This is a genomic window from Ruegeria sp. CDSB086, from assembly GCF_059611065.1.
Map to the genome: position 1 here is coordinate 602,080 of NZ_JBXWOV010000002.1, position 25,127 is coordinate 627,206.

21 protein-coding genes and 1 tRNA gene are annotated in these 25,127 nt (G+C 57.4%); 18 read left to right on the plus strand and 4 right to left on the minus strand.

From position 1 onward, the window contains the following. Positions 1–23: 23 nt before the first annotated feature. Positions 24–1,850 carry a BCCT family transporter gene (locus tag AC2FIO_RS06540; protein WP_282121115.1) on the minus strand — a complete coding sequence of 609 codons (1,827 nt, stop codon included), beginning with the start codon at positions 1,848–1,850 and terminating at the stop codon, positions 24–26. Positions 1,851–2,406: 556 nt separating this feature from the next. Here AC2FIO_RS06540 and AC2FIO_RS06545 point away from each other — a divergent pair. The 7 genes from AC2FIO_RS06545 (at position 2,407) to AC2FIO_RS06575 (ending at position 10,106) form a co-directional block, all read left to right on the plus strand. Continuing rightward, positions 2,407–3,312 (plus strand): LysR substrate-binding domain-containing protein, encoded by a 906-nt coding sequence (locus AC2FIO_RS06545; RefSeq protein ID WP_496696437.1) that lies wholly within the window; start codon positions 2,407–2,409, stop codon positions 3,310–3,312. Positions 3,313–3,411: 99 nt separating this feature from the next. Beyond that, positions 3,412–4,566, plus strand: a complete 1,155-nt coding sequence (locus AC2FIO_RS06550; protein WP_496696439.1) for an aromatic ring-hydroxylating oxygenase subunit alpha — start codon at positions 3,412–3,414, stop codon at positions 4,564–4,566. A gap of 59 nt (positions 4,567–4,625) precedes the next feature. Next, positions 4,626–4,865, plus strand: a complete 240-nt coding sequence (locus tag AC2FIO_RS06555) for a hypothetical protein (protein WP_496696441.1) — start codon at positions 4,626–4,628, stop codon at positions 4,863–4,865. Between the two features lie 110 nt (positions 4,866–4,975). Then, positions 4,976–7,396: a GcvT family protein gene (locus tag AC2FIO_RS06560; RefSeq protein ID WP_496696443.1), complete on the plus strand. Its 2,421-nt coding sequence runs from the start codon at positions 4,976–4,978 to the stop codon at positions 7,394–7,396. A 103-nt stretch (positions 7,397–7,499) separates the two neighbouring features. Then, positions 7,500–8,969, plus strand: a complete 1,470-nt coding sequence (locus AC2FIO_RS06565; protein ID WP_496696445.1) for a flavin-containing monooxygenase — start codon at positions 7,500–7,502, stop codon at positions 8,967–8,969. A 4-nt stretch (positions 8,970–8,973) separates the two neighbouring features. Beyond that, positions 8,974–9,948, plus strand: a complete 975-nt coding sequence (locus tag AC2FIO_RS06570; RefSeq protein WP_496696447.1) for an alpha/beta fold hydrolase — start codon at positions 8,974–8,976, stop codon at positions 9,946–9,948. Between the two features lie 81 nt (positions 9,949–10,029). After that, a tRNA-Met gene (locus tag AC2FIO_RS06575) sits at positions 10,030–10,106 on the plus strand. Between the two features lie 204 nt (positions 10,107–10,310). On the opposite strand, the gene AC2FIO_RS06580 is transcribed toward AC2FIO_RS06575, so the two are convergent. Continuing rightward, entirely contained in the window at positions 10,311–11,180 is an 870-nt protein-coding gene (locus tag AC2FIO_RS06580; RefSeq protein WP_282121109.1) for a LysR family transcriptional regulator, read from the minus strand. Between the two features lie 97 nt (positions 11,181–11,277). On the opposite strand from AC2FIO_RS06580, the gene glyA reads away from it, so the two are divergent. After that, a complete protein-coding gene (glyA, locus tag AC2FIO_RS06585) occupies positions 11,278–12,585 on the plus strand; it encodes a serine hydroxymethyltransferase (RefSeq protein WP_496696449.1) in 1,308 nt (435 codons plus the stop codon). A gap of 106 nt (positions 12,586–12,691) precedes the next feature. On the opposite strand, the gene AC2FIO_RS06590 is transcribed toward glyA, so the two are convergent. Continuing rightward, positions 12,692–13,219 carry a ZrgA family zinc uptake protein gene (locus AC2FIO_RS06590; RefSeq protein ID WP_472722983.1) on the minus strand — a complete coding sequence of 176 codons (528 nt, stop codon included), beginning with the start codon at positions 13,217–13,219 and terminating at the stop codon, positions 12,692–12,694. 231 nt (positions 13,220–13,450) lie between these two features. Here AC2FIO_RS06590 and AC2FIO_RS06595 point away from each other — a divergent pair, with 231 nt between their 5' ends. The 10 genes from AC2FIO_RS06595 (at position 13,451) to speB (ending at position 24,517) form a co-directional block, all read left to right on the plus strand. After that, on the plus strand, positions 13,451–14,719 hold the full coding sequence (locus tag AC2FIO_RS06595; protein WP_496696450.1) for an imelysin family protein: 1,269 nt from the start codon (positions 13,451–13,453) through the stop codon (positions 14,717–14,719). Positions 14,720–14,859: 140 nt separating this feature from the next. Further along, positions 14,860–15,153, plus strand: a complete 294-nt coding sequence (locus tag AC2FIO_RS06600) for a (2Fe-2S)-binding protein (RefSeq protein WP_108859208.1) — start codon at positions 14,860–14,862, stop codon at positions 15,151–15,153. Continuing rightward, a complete protein-coding gene (gene bfr, locus AC2FIO_RS06605) occupies positions 15,101–15,586 on the plus strand; it encodes a bacterioferritin (RefSeq protein ID WP_496696452.1) in 486 nt (161 codons plus the stop codon). Before AC2FIO_RS06600 ends, bfr begins: the two co-directional genes overlap by 53 nt. Next, positions 15,546–17,093 carry a di-heme oxidoreductase family protein gene (locus AC2FIO_RS06610; protein WP_496696523.1) on the plus strand — a complete coding sequence of 516 codons (1,548 nt, stop codon included), beginning with the start codon at positions 15,546–15,548 and terminating at the stop codon, positions 17,091–17,093. Before bfr ends, AC2FIO_RS06610 begins: the two co-directional genes overlap by 41 nt. Before the next feature lie 3 nt (positions 17,094–17,096). Beyond that, entirely contained in the window at positions 17,097–18,107 is a 1,011-nt protein-coding gene (locus AC2FIO_RS06615) for an imelysin family protein (protein ID WP_496696454.1), read from the plus strand. A gap of 3 nt (positions 18,108–18,110) precedes the next feature. Beyond that, positions 18,111–19,196, plus strand: a complete 1,086-nt coding sequence (locus tag AC2FIO_RS06620) for a DUF1513 domain-containing protein (protein ID WP_496696456.1) — start codon at positions 18,111–18,113, stop codon at positions 19,194–19,196. 101 nt (positions 19,197–19,297) lie between these two features. Then, positions 19,298–21,187 (plus strand): biosynthetic arginine decarboxylase, encoded by a 1,890-nt coding sequence (gene speA / locus AC2FIO_RS06625; protein ID WP_496696458.1) that lies wholly within the window; start codon positions 19,298–19,300, stop codon positions 21,185–21,187. Positions 21,188–21,209: 22 nt separating this feature from the next. Continuing rightward, entirely contained in the window at positions 21,210–22,433 is a 1,224-nt protein-coding gene (locus AC2FIO_RS06630) for a saccharopine dehydrogenase family protein (RefSeq protein WP_496696460.1), read from the plus strand. 75 nt (positions 22,434–22,508) lie between these two features. Further along, positions 22,509–23,678, plus strand: a complete 1,170-nt coding sequence (gene nspC / locus AC2FIO_RS06635) for a carboxynorspermidine decarboxylase (RefSeq protein ID WP_496696462.1) — start codon at positions 22,509–22,511, stop codon at positions 23,676–23,678. Further along, positions 23,675–24,517, plus strand: a complete 843-nt coding sequence (speB, locus tag AC2FIO_RS06640) for an agmatinase (RefSeq protein WP_496696464.1) — start codon at positions 23,675–23,677, stop codon at positions 24,515–24,517. The genes nspC and speB overlap by 4 nt, the downstream gene beginning before the upstream one ends. Here the strand turns inward: speB and AC2FIO_RS06645 are convergent. Continuing rightward, positions 24,514–25,104 carry an HD domain-containing protein gene (locus AC2FIO_RS06645; RefSeq protein ID WP_496696466.1) on the minus strand — a complete coding sequence of 197 codons (591 nt, stop codon included), beginning with the start codon at positions 25,102–25,104 and terminating at the stop codon, positions 24,514–24,516. The genes speB and AC2FIO_RS06645 overlap by 4 nt on opposite strands. Positions 25,105–25,127: the final 23 nt, after the last annotated feature.

Consider the following 25,127-nt stretch of genomic DNA (forward strand, 5'->3'; position numbering starts at 1 on the left):
TGTTTTGGCATTAAGACCTGCGCTTATTCAGCCGCCTGCGTGCTTGCATCAGCATGCTTGTCGCGCCGACCATCACGATAGAGCGCCTTGGTCAGCGAAACCATCATCAGCCCCATAACAACCGTAAAGGGCAGAGCACCGATGATCATCGCATTGCGCAACGCGTCCATCGGGTTGTTTTCACCAGCGGCCAAGATCAGCGCACCGATCACGGCGGTCAGGATAACACCCCAGATGATACGGTGCTTGACGCCGGTTTCCTGGCTGCCACCGGACATGATGGTATTCATAACCAGAATGCCCGAGTCCGCGGAGGTCACCAGGAAGGTCATGATCAGGATCACGCACATGACGTTCAGCATGGACAGAAGCCCACCGTCGATCATGTAAGACAGCGTCACGAACAGCTTGTTGGTGTTCGACGCACCGATGATCGCGCCTTCAGCTGCACCAGCCAATTCCAGATCAATCGCAGTACCACCCAGAACAGTCATCCAGGCAAAGCAAACCAGCGCCGGCGCCAGTACGCAGCCCAGAATGAACTCACGTACAGACCGACCCTTAGAGATGCGCGCTAGGAACAGGCCCACAAACGGCGAGAACGCAATCCACCAAGCCCAATAGAAGGTGGTCCAGCCCGACTGCCAGCCAAACTGACGGCCTTGCTCGCCTGCGGCGTAAACAGCCGCCAGCGTGTCGTCACTCAACTCAGCCGCAGCACCTTCAAGACCGCTCTTAAAGCCGTCAAAGCTGCCCCATGCGTTGGTTGCGCCACCTACCAGATCAGCCGCATGCGCCTGCGCTTCTGCAGGCAGAGCCGCTGCAAACGCTTCGGTCGACAACGGACCGTATGCACCAAAGCTCAGCGAGAGGAAGTGCAGCAGGTAGTCAAACAGTGCTGTGCCATAGGTCGTCATAGCGAATACGAACGAGCCGAAGATCACAAAGGTGCCCAGCAGGATGATCGACAGAACAAGGTTCAGGTTCGACAGGTATTTAACACCGCGACCAACACCCGAGACCGCCGAAATAATCGACAGACCCATGATGACAACCAGACCCGCGATCAGACCAACTTTGCTTGGCGTAGGTACTTCACCACCAAAATCCATGATCCATTCCATACCGGTGATTGCATACAGACCGTCGATGAACTGGCTGACACCAAACCCGATCGTAACGGACACACCCAGGATCGTTGCAACAACGCCCAGAACGTCAACGACGTGGCCGAGAAAACCGTTCATCAGACGACCGAAAAGCGGGGTAAGAGCCGCGCGAATGGTCAGAGGCATGTCACGAGTATAGGCGTAGTAGGCCAGCGACAGGCCGGTCACCACGTAAATTGCCCAGGCATGAAAGCCATAATGCAGGAAAGTATACCGATACGCGGATTGAACGGACTCTGGATCATTGCCTGCAACTGCACCGGCCACGACTTCGGGGTTCGATCCCCACAGGCCCAACGGTTCAGCGGTGGCAAAAACCATCAGGCCGACACCCAGACCCGCTCCGAACATCATCGAGAACCAGGAGAAGTTCGAAAACTCGGGTTTTTCGCCCGCTGTTCCCATAACCCGCTTTCCGGTCGTTGGAAGGATGGCAACAATGACGAGGAAGATGACAAACAGGCCGACAATGACCACGTAGAAGCTGTTGAAGATTTCCAGCAACTTTCCGTTCCAGCTGCCAAGTGTGCTGTTGGCATTGGCCGGGAAGACAAGTGCCCACAGTACAAGGGCAACCATGATGCCCTTACTGATTAGGGCGATTGGGACGCTGTAATTTTCATAGAATCCGGCATCGGCCGTTTCTATTTCTAGATCCGTAAAGGGTTCGGGTATCGACATGTTGCTCCTCCGTGGTGCTGTATCAATTGCGATACTGTCTCTGCACTTCTCGCTATTCGCCCAATCGCCTCGAACGATGGGGAAGGTGCTGCAGCAGACGTATCGGCTCTTTCTTGTTTCGTTTCTGTGTTTCAGAAATGCGGCACCGCCGCATGGTCTTACGCCTTCTGAGTTGCATTGAATTCAACACACCGTGCAATCAGGCGATACTCGGTCTTACCAACTGGGAATGGGTTCGCGCCTCCTTCACGTCCCCTTTCGACCTTTCCCGTTTGTCAGTTCGGGACATCATTGTGTCGCAGTACCGTCTTGCGACGCCCGGAAAATTCTCTCGAAAAGCCCGAAAAACACAACGTTTGTTGGTAGAACTGACTATAGTGGCGCTCCGTTCAAAATTCGGCCAGAACCGACGCATTGACGAAAAATGCGACATCCGCCTTTAACTTGAGCCAGAAAAACATCAAATCATCAAAAGCGCTATAGCTTTCACCTTCAAAAAAACTAAAACTGAGTTGATAAAAATTAAACTAACCCGAAAAACGATTCACCAGCTTCCATGTCCAGACGCCACTACAACCTGCCGCCGCTGACAACCTTGTCAGCTTTTGAGGCCGCCGCCCGCCACCTGAGCTTTAAGAACGCCGCCGTTGAACTGTCTGTCACACCCGGCGCGGTCAGCCACCAGATCAAGGCGCTAGAAGGCGATCTGGACACACCTCTCTTTCAACGCAAGCATCGCGGCGTTGATCTGACCGAGGATGGCAAGGCGCTTTATGACGCGCTGTCCACATCCTTCGGGCGCATCTCAAAAACGCTGAGCATGATCCGCGACCGGTCCACGGCGGGAAAGGTGACCGTAGGATCGACAACCGCGGTTGCCGCGTTGTGGTTGTCTCCGGCTGTCATTCGGTTCTGGCGGGACATGCCCGAGGTTAATGTTGATCAACTGTCACAGGATCGCCCCTTTCGCGATCGGCCTGACGTCGACTTTTTCATTCGCTATGGGCGGGACAGCGATCCCAACCTGTCACACACTCCCCTGTTTCGCGACCAGCTAGTCCCGGTCGGAAGCCCAGAAATGGCAGAAAGGCTTGCGGATGCCGGTCTTGAGGATCTGACTTCTGAACGGCTGATCCATCTGGAGTCAGAAGACCGCACCTGGACCACCTGGCCCGAATGGTTCCAGCAGTTGGGATTTAATGGCGCAGTGCCCATTGAATCCCGCGTCAACAGCTATTCAGTCGCGCTGCAGCTTGCGCGCAAGGGTGCCGGGCTGGCGCTGGGTTGGCAGCGGCTGATCCAACCCATGCTGCAATCAGGCAAACTGGTTCCTATCGGCACGCATCAAGTGCCCGCTCCGAACCAGTTTTACCTGGTCGGGCGACCGGATGAAGAACTCTCAGACAGTGCCCGCGCCCTGAAGAACTGGATCGTTCAAGAGGTTCAGGAAGGTTCGGTTTAGGTGAAATCACTCTCTGATGAGCTTTTCTGATATTGAGACTAACAGGTGCAATCCGCCAATAGGGATTAATAGCATCCAGCAAAACCTCAGGAGAGCCCGATGAACAAGCATAGCGCGCTGTCTTCCGTTCTGGCCGATGTAAACGTCGCAAATGGCCTGCCGAACGAACATTACATCGATCCGGCCGTTTTTGACGAAGAAAAGCGTTCTGTGCTGTATGCCAACTGGTCCGGGATCGGCTTCGGCAAGGATGTTCCGGAAGAAGGCGATGCAAAACCAGTCGATTTTCTGGGCATGCCGCTGCTGATTGTCCGGGACAAGGACGGCGAGGTTGGCGTTTTCCAAAACACCTGCCGCCACCGCGGGATGATTCTGGTAGACACGCCGCGCAAAATCGGCGGCGCAATCCGCTGCCCCTATCACAGCTGGTGCTACAGCCTGAAAGGTGAGCTGCGCGCAACCCCGCATGTGGGTGGTCCCGGCCAGAACAAGCACGAAGACGTCAATCGCGAAGACTTGGGTCTCGTTCGCGTACGCTCCTATGTCTGGCGGGATGTGATCTTTGTGAATGTCGATGGCAATGCGCCAGAGTTCGAAGAGGTCCACGGCCCCCTGCTGGAACGTTGGAAGGAATTTGAGAAACCCGTCTTCCACTGCGGTGAAACGTCCTCATTCAAGCTTGAGGTCAAGACCAACTGGAAGCTTGCGGTCGAGAACTATTGCGAAAGCTATCACCTGCCATGGGTGCATCCCGGTCTGAACAGTTATTCGCGGCTGGAGGATCACTACAACATCGAAGAGCGCGGTCAGTATTCGGGCCAAGGGACCCTGGTTTACCGCCAACTGACAGATCAGGACGGCGCAACCTTCCCGGATTTTGACGGGCTGAGCGACAAGTGGAACGAAGGCGCAGAGTATATTGCGGTTTATCCAAACGTTCTGTTGGGTGTGCAACGCGATCACGTATTTGCCATTGTGCTGGAGCCGGTCGATCAGGAAAACACCGTCGAACATATCGAACTGTACTACGCCAAAAGCATTGATGACACTCCGCAGCATGATGGACTGCGTGCCTCGAACGCGCAGCTGTGGAAGACGGTATTCGAAGAGGATGTCTTTGTGGTCGAAGGCATGCAAAAGGGCCGGCATGGAATGCTATTCGATGGCGGTCGGTTCTCGCCCGCGATGGACGGCCCGACGCACAACTTCCACCATTGGGTCGCGACGCAAGTTGAAAACGGCCGCGCGGAGTAACCCTTTTGGATTGTTCAGCCGCCGGGTGGCTGACCGGTTGCCCGTAGAAGGGGACGCCCATGGACAAACAGGAACTGGATCGCCTCTTGCTGGCCGCGCATGATCGAAATGATCATGCCGATCTGATCCGGTACTACACCCTGGCCGCGGATGAGCGCGAAACGGCGCTGGACATCGACGCGGCCTGTTTTTACCTGACACATGCCTTCATTTTCGCGCTGGAATCCGGCGCGCCCGAAGCTGATGCGCTGAACCAGCGGCTGGTCGAACATGATCGGGCGCATAAGCTGGATTTCTGAGTTTAGCCTCAGATTAAACTCACTCAACCCAACTTGAAATTTATGTCCGTTGCCGATGCCATTACGATGATGACACATGGCCGCGGGACCAACTTTGATACGGCAGGCTCATGAAAACGAATGCACAGGCGGTGGTGATTGGCGGCGGGGTGATCGGGTGTTCGATCCTCTATCATTTGACCAAACTGGGATGGTCGGATGTGGTTCTGCTGGAACGGGATGAACTGACATCCGGGTCCACTTGGCACGCCGCGGCGAACATCCACGGGCTGCACGACAGCACCAATGTCAGCCGCATTCAGCACTATACGATGAACCTGTACAAAGAGCTTGAAGCCGAAACCGGCCAAAGCTGTGGCGTGTTCCAGCCCGGCTCGCTTTACCTCGCGCAAACCGAAGAACGCGAACATCAACTGAAGCTGCAAGCCGCTAAGGCCAAGCTTTATGGCATGAACTTTTACGAGATCAGCATCGAAGAGGCCCAGCGACTGAACCCGCTGGTCAACTTCGATGGCATCCGCTGCGTGATGTACGAACCAGACGGTGGCAATGTGGATCCATCGGGCGTCACAAACGCCTATGCGGTGGGCGCCCGGCAACGCGGAGCCGAGATCCATCGATTTACCCCCGTCACGGCGACTGACCAGCAAGAAGATGGCACTTGGATCATACGAACACCCAAGGGCGACATCCACACCCCTTGGGTCGTCAATGCCGCCGGTCTGTGGGGGCGCGAAGTCGCCAAACTTGCCGGAATTGAGCTGCCCCTACAACCGACTGAGCACCAGTATTTCGTGACCGAAACAATGGCGGACGTGGCAGCGCGTGGCACCCGGCTGCCCTCGGTCAGTGATCGTGACGGCGAGTATTACTTGCGGCAGGAAGGTCAGGGCCTGCTGGTTGGCGCCTATGAAAAGGACATGAAATTCTGGGCCGAGGACGGCACGCCACTCGACTTCGCGCATGATCTCTTCCCCGACGATCTGGAACGGATCGAAGAGAATATGATGAACGCCATCGAACGTCTGCCCGCCGTGGGTGAAGCCGGTATCAAGCGGGTTATCAACGGGCCGATGATCTGGTCGCCCGACAGCAACGTGCTGATGGGACCAGTGCCCGAGGTCGACGGCTATTTCTGTTGCAACGGTATCATCCCCGGCTTCTCACAATCTGGCGGCATGGGCCTGATGGCGGCGCAATGGATCATCGAGGGTGAAACGCAGTACGATATGTTCGCCTGGGATATGGCTCGGTTCGATGACTGGGCGACGAAAGAGTTCACAATGGCCCGCGTTCAGGACCAGTACGCCCACCGGTTCGCGATCCACTTCCCGAACGAGGAACGCAGCGCAGGCCGCCCAGCGCGCACGCGCCCCATCTATGACACGCAAGCTCAAATAGGCGCAGTGTTTGGCCTGAACGCAGGGTGGGAGCACCCCTTGTGGTTCGCGGATACGCCAGGAACCAAAGACACTAATGGCTTTACCCGTCAGAACTGGTGGGAACCCGTGGGTGAGGAATGCCGGATGCTGCGTGAGCGCGCGGGGATCATCGATATCTCGAACTTTGCCAAATATGTCTGCAAGGGACCGGGAGGCGAGGACTGGCTGAATGCTGTTTTCACCAACACCATGCCCAAATCGGTCGGCAGGTCCTGTCTTACGCCTCTGATCTCGAAACGCGGGGGCATCGCCGGGGACTTCACTGTAACCCGTGTGGCCGATGACGAGTTTTGGATCATCGGATCCGGATTGGCCGAGCGGTATCACAAACGGTTCTTCAAACAGGTCCCCCTGCCCGATGGCACCACATTCAAAAGCCGGACCGAGGCCGTGTGCGGGTTCAACGTCGCTGGCCCAAAATCGCGCGAGTTATTGCAGCGCCTGACCAATACCTCGCTGGCCACCGAGGATTTCCCCTTCATGCGATCCGCCCAAATCGAACTGGCCGGAATCGAAGTACTGGCCCTACGGGTTTCGTTCACGGGTGATTTGGGGTGGGAGGTTCACTGTGCCACCGAAGATCAGGCCCGCCTGTATGACGCCCTGCTTCAGGTCGGTCAGGAGTTTGGCGCAGGCCCAGTGGGAAGCCGAGCACTGATGTCGTTGCGGGTCGAAAAAGGATATGGCTCGTGGAGCCGCGAATACAGCCCCGAATACTGGCCGCATGAGGTAGGTCTGGATCGGTTGTGCAAGTTCAGCAAAGACTTTCTGAACAAGAACGCAGCCGAGACCGTTTTAGCCAACCCTGCCCGCGAACAGCTTGTCCTTTTGCATCTGGATGAGGCTGACACCAGCGCGTCGAACGCCGACGCGACCGGCGGTGAGCCAGTCTTCAAAAATGGTCAGGGTATCGGCCGCGTGACCTCTGGCGCTTATGGTTATTCCGTCGGCATGTCTCTGGCGCTTGGCTTTGTAACCGATGCCAAAGCAGGGGATGAGGTCGAGGTGATGGTATTGGGACGTCCGCACAAGGCGACCATTCTGTCCGAGCCGCCCTTTGATCCAAATGGCGAAATCCTACGCGGCTGAATAAACCGTGAACGGTGCCTGACCCTACGGGAGGCTGTTCTCACGCAATCCAGCACCTATAGTCTGATCCAACCATATCGGTCGTTTTGGGAGGGACGAGCGCATGGACTATCAAACCGATATGCTGATCGTCGGCGCTGGATTTTCCGGCCTGACGATGGCGATTGAGGCCCGCAAACGCGGCATCAAGGACATTGTGATCCTTGAAAAAGCGAATGAGATTGGCGGGACGTGGCGTGAGAACACCTATCCCGGTGTCGCGTGTGATATCCCATCGCACCTCTATTCCATGGCAACGCATCTGAACCCGGACTGGAGTCGGGCCTACGCGGGCGGCGCTGAAATTCAGGCCTATCTGAAAAAGGTCTGCCTTGATGAGGGGATTTACCAGCTTTGCCATTTCGGTCAGCAGCTGAAATCTGCCCGCTGGGACGGCATGCGCTGGCAGGTGGAAACCGAAAGTGGGCAGCGCTGGTCCGCGCGGTTTCTGGTCTCGGCCATTGGGGCGCTGCATCTGCCCAGCATCCCCGATTTACCCGGTGCGGACAGCTTTCCCGGGCCTTGCTTTCACTCAGCCGAGTGGGATCACGACACGCCGCTTGAGGAAAAAAGCGTCGCAGTTGTCGGAACCGGCGCATCCGCTGTCCAGTTTGTTCCAGAAATTGCGAAAACTGCTGCACACGTCACAATCTTTCAACGCAGCGCGCCCTATGTCCTGCCCCGCCCGGATGGCCCAATCGCGCCCCGGTTACGCCGCCTTTATCGCAGCATCCCGGTGTTACCTTGGGCACGCCGGAAACTGATTTACATGGTCTTCGAGTATCGCCACCGCGTGTTCAGCGGCGAAAAACGGATGGTAAATTTTGCCATGAAGATGTGGCGCAAATCGTTGGAAAGCGCGATCGCCGACCCAGGCCTGCGCAAACAGTTGACGCCGGACTATAGGATCGGTTGCAAACGCATCCTCAGCTCGAACGATTGGTACCCGGCACTGGCGCGTGAAAACGTGACAGTTCTCCCGCACGGTGTGGCATCAATTGAGGGCGATCAGATCATTTCATCTGACGGAAGCCGAACACATGCTGACGTTCTGATCTGGGGCACCGGGTTTCATGTCACAGATGTCGTCGAGCGCCTCGACATAACGGGATCCGATGGACTGACATTGCGCCAGGCATGGTCGGACGGAATGAAAGCGCATTTGGGTACTGCCATCGCAGGTTTCCCCAATTTCTTCATCTTGCTCGGGCCACATACCGGCCTCGGTCACAACTCGGTTGTGCTGATGATCGAAGCACAGGTTCGCCACATCGGCCGAGTGCTGGACCAGATGAACCGCGACGGGTTGCAGATGATAACCCCGCGCCCGGACTACCAGGAAGCCTTCGAACAGGAGATGCGCGAGCGGCACGAAGACAGCGTATGGCAGGTGGGTGGCTGCGCCTCATGGTATCAGGATGCACAGGGCCGGAACACGACGCTTTGGCCCGGGACCGTTTCAGAGTATGAAAAGCGCATGGCGCAATCCGGGCTGGAACAATACCAACCTACCCCTTCCTCATGCGGAAAGTGATGAGATGACCACAATTCTAGTTATCGCCCTTCTGGTCGGCGGCTTCTTTGTCGGCATGAACCTGTGGACCCGGCGACTGACCCGGCAGGGGTTGCAGCGCGTCCCGCAACTTGGACAGATTGTCCCGGTGCGCGGCGGCAGCATTCATTACGTGGAAAAGGGCGACCCCACTAAGCAGACAATCATCATGATCCACGGGCTTGCGGGGCAGCTGCAGCATTTCACCTATTCTCTGATGGACCTGTTGGCGGATGACTATCACGTCATCGCAGTCGACCGCCCTGGCTGCGGATATTCGACCCGCGATAGCGCCGATCTTGGGCGCCTGCCCGAACAGGCCCGCATGATTCAAGAGTTTCTGGACACCAAAGGCATTTCCAACGCCGTTCTGGTCGGGCACTCATTGGGCGGGGCCGTATCGCTGGCCATGGCGTTGGAACACCCGGAGAAAACCAAAGCGCTCGCTTTGCTCGCCCCGCTGACGCAAAAGCTGTCGAACACGCCGCAAGTTTTCAAACCGCTGGAAATACGTACCGAGTGGTTGCGCAACTTTATCGGCAACACGATCGCTGTCCCCATATCGGCTAAGACCGCCCCGCATACATTGGGAGCCGTTTTCTATCCGGAACCCGCGCCAGATGACTTTCTGGACCGCGCCGGCGGTGCGCTGGGGTTGCGCCCTTCGGCCTTCATTACCGCGTCGCAGGATGTTGTAGGGGTGGATGAAAGTATCGGAGCCCAGGTAGACCGCTATACCGACTTGTCCGTACCCGGCGGCATTCTGTACGGGGCACAAGACACCATACTTTCACCCACCGCCAACGGTGCCCCCATGACCCGGTTCGGGCTGAGTGACGAAAAGATAGAAGGGTTGGGCCATATGATCCCGATCACCGCACCCGACGCCTGCGCGGCCTTCATTCGTAGAATTGCTGATACTGCTGGGGTCGCTGCACAACAGGCAACCAAAGCAGATTGATCGGGGCAAAAATAATCTCTGTAAGGCGGTGTTTCCCCCTTGACCCTTTCCGGCCCCTCGCTTAAATCGCCTCTCACTCATGGCGGAGTAGCTCAGTTGGTTAGAGCAGCGGAATCATAATCCGCGTGTCGGGGGTTCAAGTCCCTCCTCCGCTACCAAATCCCCATTCAAATTAGACCGTCGCAATCACAGGCCCAAACACTTCTTGTGATCTTGTCGCTGTGGCTGAATTGGGCTGCATCCCGGCGTATCAGGAAACTCGTTAGTCGGACCTTGCATGGTCGAGATATCAATTACTCTCCGAAACCATCCTCGCAAAGTTCAGTTACTTTATAAGGGCAGTAGTCATCGCCCCATCGTCGCTAACCTTCCCGCAATAGTGCGACAATTTTTTCAAGTTCCGCGCGTCGCCTCGATGGATGTGGAAGGTTTATCACCAGCGACCGGCCTGTTTCGCAGGCCTGCGCCGATACACGCACCAAATGCCCGGCCTTGAGCGCAGGTTCGATCAGACATCCATGCGCCATCAAAGCACCAGCCCCGGACTTTGCCTCTTCAACTGCAAGACCGTAAAGCGAATATTTCGGCCCTTTGTTAGGATCGCTGATGATTGTCCCCGTCTCCTCGGACCACCGCCGCCAGTCATCATGCCACGTCTGATCGTGCAGCAGCGGGGTGGATTCAAAATTGAAACTCTCGGCCAGTTCCGGCGCGCAAACCGGGAAAATGACGTCCTCCGCGATTACAATTTGATCAGCCGCCCCGTCAGGTTCGGCAATGAAGACTGAAAGATCAAACAGATCACGTGATAGGCGAGGCGATGTTTCCATGGCCGTTACCGAGAACTTCATGTCCGGCCACGTGTTTCGGATTCGCCCCAAACGCGCCGGCAGCCAAAGCTGTGCGACCGAAGGCAGGGCGGCGATGTGGATCTCAACGCTCGGGCTCAGGTTCCGCAGGTTCTGTGTTGCGGCCGCAAGCTGATCGAAAGCCAGGGTGAAATCACCGGCCAGTTGGCGCGCAGGCGCGGTCAGATCAACCCCTTGCGCGTTTCGCCGGAACAGCGGCACATCCGCCCACGCTTCAATTGTCTTTATATGTTGCGAAATCGCACCGGGAGTGACGCTCAGCTCTTCGGCAGCAGCAACGAAACTGCCCAGCCTTGCCGCAGCTTCAAAAGCGCGGAGTGCGTTAAGAGGTGGCCCTTTCGGGCGTCTTGGGAGAACAGCCATTGCCTTAGACTCAGTTTTTCTACGCCAAGAAATAGCAATTCTGATTTGCGATGTCGCCTCAATTGTTCAATCTGGTGACAAGCAGGAGGTCACAGACATGACAATCACACACCGAAACTGGGTCCCGGATCAGTGCGAATCTCGGGTTCAACAAATCGCCGTTAAGGCGTCTCAGGCCTCGTCTGATGAACTGATCAAACGGATCGATGATCTTGCGACCCGAAACCGCGAGATCCACGAGCGAGAGTGTTTCAACCTAAACCCCGCAACCAACGTGATGAACCCAAAGGCCGAGGCCCTGTTATCGTCGGGCATCGGGTCGCGGCCGTCGCTGGGCTATCCCGGCGACAAATATGAGATGGGGTTGGAGGCCATTGAAGAGATCGAAGTGATCACTGCCCAGCTCTGCGCCGAGGTCTTTGATGCCAAATTCGCCGAAATCCGGGTGCCGTCGGGCGCGATTGCCAACCTTTATGGTTTTATGGCCACCTGCAAACCTGGCGATACAATAATTGCGCCCCCAGCCTCCATCGGTGGGCACGTGACCCATCACTTAGCGGGATGTGCCGGTCTCTTTGGTCTGCGCACGATTGAGGCGCCGACGGATGCTGACGGTTATACCGTCAATCTGGATCAGCTACGCGCATTGGCTCTGAAAGAACGGCCCAAGCTGATCACTATCGGGGGCAGCCTCAATCTGTTCGAACATCCCGTAATAGAGGTCCGGCAGATCGCTGACGAGATCGGGGCCAAGGTCATGTTCGACGCTGCGCACCAATGCGGGATCATCGCAGGCAAAGCGTGGAGCAATCCACTGGCCGAGGGCGCGCATTTCATGACGATGAGCACTTACAAAAGCCTGGGCGGCCCCGCTGGTGGTTTGATCGTCTCCAATGACGCTGAAATTGCGCAAAAACTCGACGCGATTGCCTTTCCGGGAATGACGGCCAACTTCGACGCGGCCAAGTCCGCAGCGTTGGCCGTAACAATGCTGGACTGGCGCGACTTCGGCCAACAATACGCGGCCGAAATGATCTCGACGGCGCAAGCGCTCGCGGAACGATTGGACTCTCGTGGCGTTCCCGTCTTTGCGGGTCGGGAAGGGTTTACCAACTCACACCAGTTTGCTGTGTTGGCAGAATCTTACGGCGGCGGGCAAGCGGCGTCCAAAACGCTGCGCCGCGCTGGGTTTCTTGCTTGCGGAATTGGGCTGCCTGCACCCGAAGTAAAAGGGGACATGAACGGCCTTCGGTTCGGGACGCCTGAACTAGTCAGATGGGGGATGACGTCGCAGGACGCTGATCGGTTGGCGGCATTGATCACCTCTGGATTGGCGGGCGCGGATATCGCCGCCGAGGTTGCAGAGTGGCGGCAGAGTTTTTCAAAACTGCATTTCGTGCACTGACGGCACGTTGGGTGCTATCCAAGGCGCTTTCGTCGCGCCCGCATGATTGCGCCCTTTGCATCGTATATGGGCGCGGGCCGACCGTTATGGCCCGCGTTTTGGCATTTCACATTGCCAGATCCGGTTGGTTCCGAGTTATCTCATACGTTTGGGTTTGACCGGATCGGGTCACCTGCAAGATCAACGTCTGCGCATTTTCGAACCGCTCGAAATACGCAAACCGAATATTAGCCAGCGCTGTAATATCCTGGCACTGAATCAGGTAGTCGGCCAAAAAATCGCTATGTTGATCTTGATCAGCAGACTTGGTGGTATTGTCCTGCCCCAATCCTTCACCCGTAAGGGTGACATTGGCTGATGCGGTAACGCATCCGGCCTCTTCAGGCAGCACAAACAAGCCCAAAGGTTTGGACAGGTCTGAGACCGCAACCGCCACCTGCGCGCGATCGTCATCGGTTTCGGCCGGCCCTTCAAAACCAATGATGTCAGCAGAAGGCACGTTGAGGGACAAAGTAAATGCCTGATCAGAAAAGGCGATATCCACATATCCCGTACCATGTTCATGGGCAGGGCCTTGCACCTGCGATAGAACAATCGCCGGTGTCAGCATCAAAGCAATGGCTGCACATTTCATAAACAAAGCACCATCCAACAAGGAATCACGTCGTCCATTCTAATGTGATTAATACCCCGTGCAATCGCGGCTTCGGCCCACCTACCCCGCTAATTATGGGGAAAGGGTGCGACATTTATTTCCGACAATAAGACTCAGGTTGACTTAACTTACTAATTCACTCAACTTTTGGCGCATGCGCGTCGCTGAGGCGGCGCTAGTGAGTTTTTTTGACAGGAAAGTGTCACCTCCATGACCAAATTTTTTGCCGCCACCAGCGTATTGACCCTTGGGATCGCGACTGCAGCGTTTGCGGACGCCCCAGCGAAGATCGACGTTCTGACCACCTACGCGAACATCGCCGAAGCCAAATATGACGACAGCCTGATCGCGGCAAAGTCGCTGCAGGCCGCCGTAAACGCACTGATCGCTGATCCGTCAGACGCCACACTCAACGCAGCACGCGCCGCATGGATTGCCGCACGTGTTCCTTACCAGCAGACCGAGGTTTACCGTTTCGGCAACGCAATCGTCGACGACTGGGAAGGCAAAGTAAACGCATGGCCGCTGGACGAAGGGCTGATCGACTATGTGGACGCAGCCTATGGCGGTCCGACTGACGAGAACGAGTTCGCCGCGCTGAATGTCATCGCCAACCCCAGCTTTGAACTGTCGGGCAAAACCATCGACGCCAGCGAAATCACTCCGGAATTGCTGGGCGAAACCCTGCACGAAGCCGACGGGATCGAGGCAAACGTTGCCACAGGCTACCACGCAATCGAATTCCTGCTGTGGGGCCAGGATCTGAACGGCCATGGCGCGGGCGCAGGCGACCGTCCGTATACCGATTACGTTCAGGGTGACGACTGCACCAACAGCAATTGCGACCGCCGTGCACAGTACCTGAGCGCTGCAACTGACCTGCTGGTCAGCGATCTGGAATGGATGGCCGCGCATTGGGCCGAAGGTGGCGAAGCACGCGCCGCCTTGACGGCCGACGAAACCGCTGGCGTCAGCGCCATTCTGACCGGCATGGGTTCGCTGTCCTACGGCGAGCAGGCCGGTGAACGTATGCGTCTGGGCCTGATGCTGAACGACCCCGAAGAAGAGCATGATTGCTTCTCGGACAACACCCACAACAGCCACTACTACGATGGTCTGGGCGTTCAGAACGTCTATCTGGGCAGCTACACCCGCATCGACGGCACTCCGGTTTCCGGCGCATCGCTGTCGGATCTGGTTGTTGCCAACGATCCGGCTCTGGATGCCGAGATGAAGGTGAAACTAGCCAACACCATGCAGGCCCTTGGGCGTCTGAAATCGACCGCAGAGGCCGGTTTTGCCTATGACCAGATGCTGGAACGCGGCAACGAAGGCGGCGAAGTGCTGATCATGGGCGGCGTAAACGGTCTAGTTGATCAGACCAAGACGATCGAGCGCATTGTGACTGTATTGGAACTTGACCAAATCGCGTTCGAAGGTTCGGACAGCCTGGACAACCCAGACGCGGTCTTCCAGTAAACACAAGGTTTGCGCCAAACGGAGGCGGCTGTTTCACGCCGCCTCCAAATCTTGTGAGGTACCTTTGATCTGTTGCCTCTGGACGTTTCCAAATTAACTTACTAATACAGTAAGAAATACAACTCAGAGCCCTGATTGCTATGATCGTATGCCACTGCACAAACATCTCGGATCACGATATCCGCGCAGCCATCGATTGGATGCGCACGTCTGATCCTTACGCGGTCATTACCCCTGGTAAAATCTACCATGCCCTTGGAAAATCAGCAGATTGTGGCGGGTGCATGCCGCTTTTCCTAGACTCGATGCGCTCCAGCGATAAGTTGGAGGTCCCGATGCAGCTTCGCGCACTTCGCAGCGAGGTAACACAGGAGAATGCAGATGAAGGGCGACCCCAAGGTCATAGAGTATCTCAACAAATCTCTGCGGCATGAGCTAACGGCGGTCAGCCAGTATTGGCTGCATTACCGCCTGCAGGAAGATTGGGGCCTTGGCCACATGGCCAAGAAAAGCCGCGAAGAATCTATCGAAGAAATGGAGCACGCAGACAAGCTGATCGAGCGAATCATTTTCCTGGGCGGTCACCCGAATCTGCAACAACTTGACCCGTTGCGCATCGGCCAGACCCCAAAAGAGACGTTGGAATGTGATCTGGCCGCAGAGGTCGACGCCCGGGCCTTGTACAAGGAAGCGCGCGAATACTGTCAGAGCGCTGGCGACTACGTCACTATGTCTCTGTTTGAAGGATTGCTGGCGGATGAGGAAGGGCATATCGATTTCCTCGAAACGCAGCTCGACCTGCACGAAAGGATTGGCGAAGCCAATTATGCGCAACTCAACGCATCGAAAATGGACGAAGGCGAGTAAGCTTGCCCTTCTGCCGGTGGCCGCCCTTGCGGCCACCCAATCCCTGTCGGCAGAGCTGCGGGATCTTCACCTCAACTACCTTCCCAGAACCGAAGACGAACAAGAGAGGATTGCGCGGGTAACCACCGAACCTGACGATTTCAGCGCGTCGCAGCGCTTTGAAGAGTTGCCCGGTGGGGCCGCAACTGTCCGCGTGCGCACCGACGCAGATGCGTTTTCGCAGCCCTCGGGCAACCTGAGTTTCGAGCAGGAGCTTGACTTCAAAGTCGGCAACGGACTGTTCAAGAAAATCTGGGTGTCATCTCCGTCATCCACACTGGCTTCGGATGGGTTGGGGCCGCTGTACAACGCACGATCCTGCCAACGCTGTCACATCAAAGACGGGCGCGGGCATACGCCCAACGGGTCAGATGACAACGCGATTTCGATGTTCCTGCGCGTGTCCATCCCTGGTACATCCGAAGACGGGTACGCCGAGATCGAAGACTACATCGCCACCCTGCCCGAACCGAATTACGGCGGGCAGATGCAGGATCTGGCCCTTCCCGGCCACCCGGCAGAATACAGGCTGGATATCACTTACGAGGACGTTCCCGTCACGTTGGCTGATGGGGAAACCATTATCTTGCGCCGCCCGACCTACGAGGCTGCGGATCTGGGTTATGGCCCGCTGCACCCCGACGCCATGATAAGCCCACGCGTAGCCCCGCAGATGATCGGCCTGGGACTGCTCGAAGCGATCCCGGTCGAGGATTTGTTGGCGAACGCGGACCCCGAAGACGGGAACGGCGATGGAATCTCCGGCCGCCCCAACATCGTATGGGCGATTGAATATGGCGCGCCGATGATGGGCCGGTTTGGCCACAAGGCAGGCATGCCCACGATCATGGAGCAATCCGCAGCGGCCTTTGCCGGGGATATCGGCATCTCCAGCCCGCTCTACCCGGCTCCGCATGGTGACTGCACCACTTCGCAGGTCGATTGCGTGAACGCACCGCATGGTGATGGCGACGACCGGACCTTCGAAATCGATCAAACCGGCATGGATCTGGTCGCCTTCTACAGCCGGAATCTGGGTGTTCCGGCCCGGCGGAATATGAACGACGCTGACGTGTTGCGCGGCAAGCAGGTGTTCCACGACACCGGGTGTGCATCGTGCCACACGCCCTCGTTCGTGACGCATCGTATGGAAGACCGTCCCGAGCATAGCTTTCAGCTGATCTGGCCCTATTCGGACCTGCTGCTGCACGACATGGGCGAAGGTTTGGCCGATAATCGGCCCGAAGCGCGCGCCACGGGTCGTGAATGGCGCACGCCGCCGCTTTGGGGAATCGGCATGACCCAGCAGGTGTCAGGACATACGCAGTTTCTGCATGACGGGCGCGCGCAGTCGTTACTTGAGGCGATCCTGTGGCACGGCGGTGAGGCGCAGGCAGCGCGTGACGCTGTCGTCGAGATGCCAAAACCCGACCGCGATGCCCTTATCCGTTTTCTAGAAAGCCTTTGACCCATGCGCGCCTTCGTACTTGCCCTTTCCCTGACATTGCCGCTTAGCGCCTATGCGAAAGAGCGCGGCCCGATCCTGTCCGACGCCATCGAGGCGCACATCCTGCCCGGCTATGCCAGACTGACGGAGACCACCGATGCATTGGCCGAGGCAGCGCAGACAGATTGCAACCCAACCTCGGTCGCGCTTCGCACTGCTTACCACGCGGCGTTTGACGACTGGATTTCAGTCAGTCATCTGCGCTTTGGCCCATCTGAGGCAGAAGACCGCGCGTTCGCATTGGCGTTTTGGCCCGACACCAAGGGCTTTACGCCCAAAGCCCTGTCCGGCCTGATCGCTGCCGAAGACACAGCCATCCAGTCACCCGACACGTTCGCGGAAACCTCCGTGGCCGGTCGCGGTTTTTTCGCGCTGGAACTGATGCTCTACGATCCACGGTTCACCGATCTGGGCAGCGCAGAGTATCGCTGCGCGCTGATGCAGGCCATAACCGCAGATATCAACCGCAATGCCGGGGCAATTGATGCAGACTGGGCGGGCAACGCGCCCGCATTGGCAAACCCGGGCGAAAACAGCCCATACCGGTCTGAAGACGAAGCCATGCAAGAGCTTTACAAGGCCCTGATTACCGGTCTGGAATTCACGGCCGATACCCGCCTTGGTCGCCCAATGGGAAGTTTCGATCGCCCCCGCCCCAAACGCGCCGAGGCGCGGCGTTCAGAACGTTCGTTGCGCCATGTGGAGTTGTCTTTGACCGCCCTGCGTGACCTTGCCGCGCGTCTGTCTGCAGATCACCCGGACATCGCCGCCGATCTGGATGACGCATTCGCTGCTGCCATCGATCGGGCGCAGTCGCTGGACGATCCGGCATTTGCCGGGGTGGCAACCCCACAGGGAAGATTCCGCCTTGAGGCATTACAGCAATCCATCAACGATATCCGCGTCATTGCCTCGACCGAGCTTGGCCCCACACTGGGCATCAATGCCGGGTTCAACTCACTGGACGGGGATTGAACCGTGAAAAGCCGTCGAAGCTTTCTCGCTGGGTTGGCTGCCGCCAGCCTTGCGCCCATTCGTGGATGGTCCGCTGTCGGCGCACCGGATTATCTGGCCGCCGCACTGTTCCCGGATGGGACTTTTCGGCTGGCCGGGTTGGATACGGGCGGTGACATCCTGTTTTCTCTGCCGTTGCCCGCGCGCGGGCACGCGGCGGCGGCGCATCCCCACCACGCGCAGGCGGTGGCCTTTGCACGCCGTCCGGGAACATTTGCAATCGTCATCGACTGCGCGACCGGCACACAGGCCGCTGTGTTAGAGGCACCGAGGGGCCGCCATTTCTATGGGCACGGCGTGTTCTCAACCGATGGAACGCGGCTGTTCACCACTGAAAACAATTTTGAGACTGGTCAGGGCGTGATTGGTGTCTGGAACACAGATGGCTACACACGAATTCGCGAGTTCGCTTCGGGCGGTGTCGGTCCCCATGACATGCGTCTCATGCCAGATGGTCGCACATTGGTTGTGGCAAATGGCGGGATCGAAACCCACCCAGAAACAGGAAGAACCAAGCTCAACCTGCCCGTGATGCAACCGCGCCTGACCTATCTGGACCAAAATGGCGGGGTTCTTGAGCAGGTGGAACTGCCACAAGAGCTGCACAAAAACTCGATCCGCCATCTGGCGGTGCGACCTGACGGTTTGATCGGCTTTGCGATGCAATGGCAGGGCGATACATCGCAACATCCTCCCCTTTTGGGTTTGCATCGCCGTGGCGAAAAGCCCCTGCTACTCAGCGCGCCCGACACTGACCAAAGCACGTTGCAGGGATATGCGGGCAGCATCGCGTTTTCCGGTGCAGGCGAAACAGTCGCTATCACCTGCCCCCGCGGCAATGCCGTGCACCGTTTTCGGGTCGCGGACGGACAGTTTGATGGCGTCTTCCTGCACGAGGATGTTTGCGGCCTTGGCACCGCATCAAACGGGTTTGTGTTCACAACCGGGACAGGAGTCATCGGGCAATTGTCCACAAACAAGGCCCAAATATCCAACCGGGCTGATTGCCAATGGGACAACCATTTGATCCCAATTCGCACAGCTGCATGAATTCGGAAAATTCCGCCCCATAGATTACACTTGGAAGAATCATATAGCTGCCGTATTGGCGGGCGCGAAACTGGCACCCTGACTTACAAGGACTGACTTGATTGAAACACACGCCCGACGCACCGCATTCCATCTACGGAGTTGAGAAATGGGGCAAAGGTCTCATTGAGGTGACGGAGCAGGGCGAAATCGGTCTGCGCAATCCGATGGCCCCCGAGGCCGAAGCGATCAGCTTACCGGGTATTCTCAGTGATCTAGATGAACGCGGCATCAAAGCGCCGATGATACTGCGCGTCAGTTCTTATCTGGAACACGAGATTGTCCACATTAACGAGAGCTTTCGCGATGCGATTGCACGCACCGGCTACAAGGGCAGCTATCGCGGTGTTTTCCCGATCAAGGTGAACCAGCAAGCGCAGGTGGTCGACCGGATTGTCGAGTTCGGCAAGAAATACAATTATGGGCTTGAGGCCGGGTCAAAGCCTGAACTGGTGGTGGCCTTGGCGCATCGTCTGGCCAGCGAGGCGCTGATTGTCTGCAACGGCGTCAAAGATGCCGAGTTCATTCAGTTGGCCATCCTCAGCCGCAAGATCGGGTTCAACACGGTTATTGTTCTGGAAAGCCCGAAAGAGGCTGACACAGTAATCCAAGTCTATAACGAACTGGGCATCGAACCCCTGATCGGTGTGCGGGTCAAACTGACCAACCAGATCAGCGGCAAGTGGGAAGAAAGCTCGGGTGATCGATCAGCCTTTGGCATGAATACCGATCAGTTGGTCGCCACGGTGGACAAGCTGAAGGCGGCGGGCCTGCTGCATTGCCTGAAGCTACAGCACTCACACCTTGGCTCGCAGGTGCAGGACGTCAATGATGTGCGCCGCGCAGTGGGCGAGGCCTGCCGGTATTACACTGAACTGACACGCGAAGGCGTGCCGCTAACCCATCTGGACCTCGGCGGCGGTATGGGCGTGGACTATACGGGTGAGAAGAAGGCTGCCGAGAACTCGATCAACTACACGGTCGAGGAATACTGTGCCAACGTGGTCGAAACTGTGGCCTATGCCATGGACGAGGCCGAGGTGGATCACCCTACACTGGTCACCGAAAGCGGCCGCGCCGTGGTGGCAACATCGTCGATGCTGGTGTTCAACGTGCTGGAAAGCACGCTTTACGATGCGCCCAACGGCCCAGAGGTCGAAGCGGACGATCACCATCTGGTCTCAGATCTTGCGGCGATCAACGGCTATCTCAGCAGCGACCGACTGCAGGAATGCTGGAACGACGCGAATTTCTACCGCAACGAACTGCGCGCGCTGTTCCGCCGCGGCTATGTGGACCTGCGCCAGATGGCCCGCGCCGAACGGATCTATCTGTCGCTGATGGCCCGTCTCAAGGCACTGGCCGCAAGCGACGATCTGGACACGGATGTCGATGATCAGCTTGAGAAAGTGGCCGATATCTATCACTGCAACTTCTCACTGTTCCAGTCGCTGCCTGATGTCTGGGCGATCGACCAGCTACACCCAATTGTGCCCCTGCAGGGCCTGAACCAAACACCTGATCGTCGCGCGGTACTGTCCGACATCACTTGCGACAGCGATGGCAAGATTGATCGGTTCATCCTGGCCGACGGTGTCTCGCCCAGTCTGCCTGTGCACTCCCTGCCCGAAGATCGGGAATACCTTATGGGTGTTTTCTTTGTCGGTGCCTATCAGGAAACGCTGGGCGATTTGCACAACCTGTTCGGCGACACGAACGTCGTTACCATCGACCTGCGCGCGGACGGCGGCTTTGACCTACTGCACGAGCAAGAGGGCGACACGATCAGCCAGGTTCTGTCGTATGTCGAGTTCGACCCCAACGATTGTGTCGCCGCGTTCCGCAAAATGGTGGACGAGGCGATCTCGACCGGTACTCTGATGGCCAAGGACCGCAAAACCCTGATGAGCGCCTATCGCGACTCCATCAACGGCTACACCTATTACGAATAACTCCAGAGAGGAGATGACCCCCATGGGAACTTTGAGTGGCAAAACACTGGTTGTCGGCGCAGGCGGCGTATCGCACGCGGCCGTGCACAAGATGGCAATGAATTCGGATATCTTTACCGAAATCACATTAGCCAGCCGCACGAAATCAAAATGCGATGCCATCGCGAAGGCAGTGAAAGATCGCGTGGGCGTTGACATCGCCACGGCGGAGCTGGACGCCTATAAGGTCGAAGATACCGTCAAGCTGATCAAGGAAACCGGGGCAGAACTGCTGGTGAACCTCGCCCTGCCCTATCAGGATCTGGTGCTGATGGATGCGTGTCTTGAGGCGGGCATTCATTATCTCGACACTGCGAACTATGAACCCGAAGATGTGGCCAAGTTCGAATACCACTGGCAATGGGCCTATCAGGACCGGTTCAAAGAGGCAGGCCTGACCGCCATCCTCGGCTCGGGCTTCGATCCGGGCGTGACCAGCGTGTTCGCCAAATGGCTGAAGAAACACAAGCTGGACACCATTCGCCAGATCGACGTTCTGGATGCCAATGGCGGTTCGAACGATCAGGAATTCGCCACCAACTTCAACCCGGAAATCAACCTGCGCGAAGTGCTGGCCGAAGTGCGCCACTGGGAAAACGGCGCATGGCATACCAGCCCGGCGATGACCACAAAGGTCGAATACGATTTCCCCGCCATCGGCCAAAAAAACATGTACCAGATGTATCACGAGGAATTGGAGTCGCTTACAACCCACTTCCCCGAGATTGAGCGTGCCCGCTTCTGGATGACATTCGGCGACGCCTACATCACCCATGCCAAGGTGCTGGAAAATGTCGGCATGACTCGCATCGACCCGGTGATGCATGACGGCAAGGAAATCATCCCGATCCAGTTCCTGAAAACCCTGCTGCCCGACCCCGGCGATCTGGGTGCCGAAACCAAGGGCAAAGCCTGCATCGGCGATATCGCCACGGGTCAGGCCAAGGACGGCTCAGGCGAGAAGACCTACTACATCTACAACATCTGCGATCACGAGGAATGCTATGCAGAAGTTGGCAGCCAGGCCGTCAGCTACACGACCGGCGTCCCCGCCATGATCGGTGCGGCGCAGGTGCTGAAAGGCAACTGGTCCGAGCCCGGCGTGTGGAACATGGAACAGCTCGACCCGGATGACTTCATGGACATGCTGAACGAGCACGGCCTGCCGTGGCAGGTCCACGAACTCGACGGTCCGGTCGAGTTCTAATTTTATCGTTTCCAAAATACTCCGGGGGTCCGGGGGCAGAGCCCCCGACCTCTCCACAATTGGGAGTTGCCGGACATGTCCGACATGATGACCACACAGGCCGGAGATGCCGGAGCCTTTCGCAGCTTTGACCTGAGCCGTGTGCCGAGCCCCTGCTTCGTGGTTGATGAAAAAGCCGTCGAGCGGAACCTGACCATTCTCTCCGATATTGGAACCCGATCCGGCGCCTATGTGCTGAGCGCGCTCAAGGCATTCTCGATGTTCTCGCTCGCCCCGCTTGTCCGCCAACATCTTGGCGGCACATGCGCGTCCGGCATTTTCGAAGCACGGCTGGGTCGCGAAGAATATGGTGGCGAGGTCGCGACCTTCTGCGCCGGGTACAAGGACGCGGACGTCGATGAAATTCTGTCGCTGTCCGATCACATCATATTCAACTCACCAGCGCAAAAAGACCGGTTTCTTGCCAAAGCTCGGAACGCTGGCGTTCAGGTCGGTCTGCGCATCAACCCGGAACATTCCGAAGGCGAGATCCCAAAATATGACCCCTGTGCGCCCTGCTCTCGCCTTGGCACCCCAATCAGTCAGTTGACGACCGACGAACTGACCGGGGTTGATGGCCTGCACATGCACACGCTCTGCGAACAAGGGTTCGCGCCATTGCAGCGCACTTGGGAAGCCGTCCTGCCAAGCCTCAAGCCCTTCCTCGGCCAACTCAAATGGCTGAACTTTGGAGGCGGTCATCATATCACGCGCGACGACTATGACCGCGATGGGCTCGTGGCTTTCATCCAGGACATCCGCGAGACATACGGCATCGATGTCTATCTCGAACCCGGTGAGGCGGTCGCTCTGGACGCAGGTATCTTGGTCGGCGAAATCCTCGACCTGCCCACCAATGGCATGAACCTTGCAATCACCGATATCTCCGCAACCTGCCACATGCCTGACGTGATCGAAGCGCCTTATCGTCCCGCCCTGATGGATGAGGCCGAAGCAGGCCACACCTATCGTCTGGGCGGCCCCTCCTGTCTGGCCGGTGATGTGATCGGGGATTACACATGGGATCAGTCACTGGAAATCGGCCAACGCTTTGCCTTCCTGGATCAGGCGCATTATTCGATGGTCAAGACCAATACGTTCAACGGCGTACCGCTGCCCACCATTGCCCTGTGGAATAGCGAAACGGACGAGCTGAAGATCATCAAGCAGTTCGGCTATGACGACTTTAAGGACAGACTCTCATGAACATTTTCCTCGACAGTGAACTGACCGCATTTGAGCGCACCCAAGATGCCCGCTTTCGCATAATCCCGGTGCCGCTAGAGCGCACGGTCTCTTACGGCTCGGGCACGGCCAAAGGGCCTGATGCCATCATCGAAGCCAGCAATGAGCTGGAACGCATCACCGGACACGCCGAGCCATGCGTCGAGGGGATCTTCACCGAAGAACCGGTGGATTGCGACGCCGCCCTGTCCGAGATCATGGAGCGCCTTGCCCAGCGCACCGAAGCCGCTGTTCGCGCTGGTAGGGTTCCAGTGACTTTGGGCGGAGAGCATTCCCTCAGTTACGGCGCCGTCATGGGAGTGGCCCGCGCGTTAGGTCAACCCATCGGCATAGTTCAGATCGACGCCCATGCTGACCTGCGCAACGCCTATCAGGGGGAAAAACACTCCCATGCTTCGGTCATGCACCTGCTGGCCGAAGAAGGCGTTCGATTGGCTCAGTTCGGTGTCCGTGCCTTTTCGACTGAAGAGGCACAGAGCCGCCTGAAAAACCACATCTTCCACGTGGATGCAGAAGATCTGGTCACAAGCAATATCCACGCTGTCGACCTGCCAGAGGATTTCCCCGAGCTGGTCTATGTCAGTTTCGATGTCGACGGGCTGGACCCGGCGATCATGCCCGCCACCGGAACTCCGGTGCCCGGTGGCCTGGGATATTATCAGGCGTTACGGCTGGTAGAACACACCCTGAAAGGCCGCAAATGCATAGGCTTCGACGTGGTGGAACTGGCCCCGAACGGCAATGCCGCCTGGGACTTCACCGCCGCGCAGATCGTTTATCGTCTGATGGCCGCCTGTTAACCCTCGGACGTTTCATTCAGTTCCATATGGCCTTCGCCCTTGTTCAGGACGCGGCGCAGCATGGGTTCAAAGAACTCAAGCGGTTTGGTCGGGTAGTCCGGATCAAACGCCTTCTGATCGTATTCATGGCAGAAGTAACGGCAGTCCTCCCAATAGGGGCTGTCGCGGTACTTGTCGCGGGCGTTGCGATCACCACCCAGGTGGTGATTGTAGTAATAGCCTTGGAACACGCAGTGGTGTTTTAATATCCAGTGGGTTTTCTCGCTGACATAAGGTTTCATCATCGCTGCCGACAACTCACCGTGGTTATACGGTGACAGAATATCTCCGGTGTCATGGATCAGTGCCGCGACCACCAGTTCTTCATCCGCACCATCCTCATAGGCACGCGTCGCGGCCTGAAGGCTGTGCTGGTAACGATTGACCGGGTAAGGCGTCCACGCCTCGTCCAGGGAACGGATCGCGTCCAGGATTCGGTCTGGAAGGGCGGCGTTGAACGCCTCTTCATACTCCATGACGGCGTCCCAATCGGCTTTGGTCGCCTCTTCAAAACTGGTCCAGGTGGGTTTGTGGCTTTTGTCCAGCATGATGTTTCCTCTGGCTGATCTGC

Bases quoted from the DNA above. Each gene is read 5' to 3' on its own strand.
- AC2FIO_RS06540 (WP_282121115.1), bottom strand. From the start codon at position 1,850: ATGTCGATACCCGAACCCTTTACGGATCTAGAAATAGAAACGGCCGAT.
- AC2FIO_RS06545 (WP_496696437.1), top strand. From the start codon at position 2,407: ATGTCCAGACGCCACTACAACCTGCCGCCGCTGACAACCTTGTCAGCT.
- AC2FIO_RS06550 (WP_496696439.1), top strand. From the start codon at position 3,412: ATGAACAAGCATAGCGCGCTGTCTTCCGTTCTGGCCGATGTAAACGTC.
- AC2FIO_RS06555 (WP_496696441.1), top strand. From the start codon at position 4,626: ATGGACAAACAGGAACTGGATCGCCTCTTGCTGGCCGCGCATGATCGA.
- AC2FIO_RS06560 (WP_496696443.1), top strand. From the start codon at position 4,976: ATGAAAACGAATGCACAGGCGGTGGTGATTGGCGGCGGGGTGATCGGG.
- AC2FIO_RS06565 (WP_496696445.1), top strand. From the start codon at position 7,500: ATGGACTATCAAACCGATATGCTGATCGTCGGCGCTGGATTTTCCGGC.
- AC2FIO_RS06570 (WP_496696447.1), top strand. From the start codon at position 8,974: ATGACCACAATTCTAGTTATCGCCCTTCTGGTCGGCGGCTTCTTTGTC.
- AC2FIO_RS06580 (WP_282121109.1), bottom strand. From the start codon at position 11,180: ATGGCTGTTCTCCCAAGACGCCCGAAAGGGCCACCTCTTAACGCACTC.
- glyA (WP_496696449.1), top strand. From the start codon at position 11,278: ATGACAATCACACACCGAAACTGGGTCCCGGATCAGTGCGAATCTCGG.
- AC2FIO_RS06590 (WP_472722983.1), bottom strand. From the start codon at position 13,219: ATGAAATGTGCAGCCATTGCTTTGATGCTGACACCGGCGATTGTTCTA.
- AC2FIO_RS06595 (WP_496696450.1), top strand. From the start codon at position 13,451: ATGACCAAATTTTTTGCCGCCACCAGCGTATTGACCCTTGGGATCGCG.
- AC2FIO_RS06600 (WP_108859208.1), top strand. From the start codon at position 14,860: ATGATCGTATGCCACTGCACAAACATCTCGGATCACGATATCCGCGCA.
- bfr (WP_496696452.1), top strand. From the start codon at position 15,101: ATGAAGGGCGACCCCAAGGTCATAGAGTATCTCAACAAATCTCTGCGG.
- AC2FIO_RS06610 (WP_496696523.1), top strand. From the start codon at position 15,546: ATGCGCAACTCAACGCATCGAAAATGGACGAAGGCGAGTAAGCTTGCC.
- AC2FIO_RS06615 (WP_496696454.1), top strand. From the start codon at position 17,097: ATGCGCGCCTTCGTACTTGCCCTTTCCCTGACATTGCCGCTTAGCGCC.
- AC2FIO_RS06630 (WP_496696460.1), top strand. From the start codon at position 21,210: ATGGGAACTTTGAGTGGCAAAACACTGGTTGTCGGCGCAGGCGGCGTA.
- nspC (WP_496696462.1), top strand. From the start codon at position 22,509: ATGTCCGACATGATGACCACACAGGCCGGAGATGCCGGAGCCTTTCGC.
- speB (WP_496696464.1), top strand. From the start codon at position 23,675: ATGAACATTTTCCTCGACAGTGAACTGACCGCATTTGAGCGCACCCAA.
- AC2FIO_RS06645 (WP_496696466.1), bottom strand. From the start codon at position 25,104: ATGCTGGACAAAAGCCACAAACCCACCTGGACCAGTTTTGAAGAGGCG.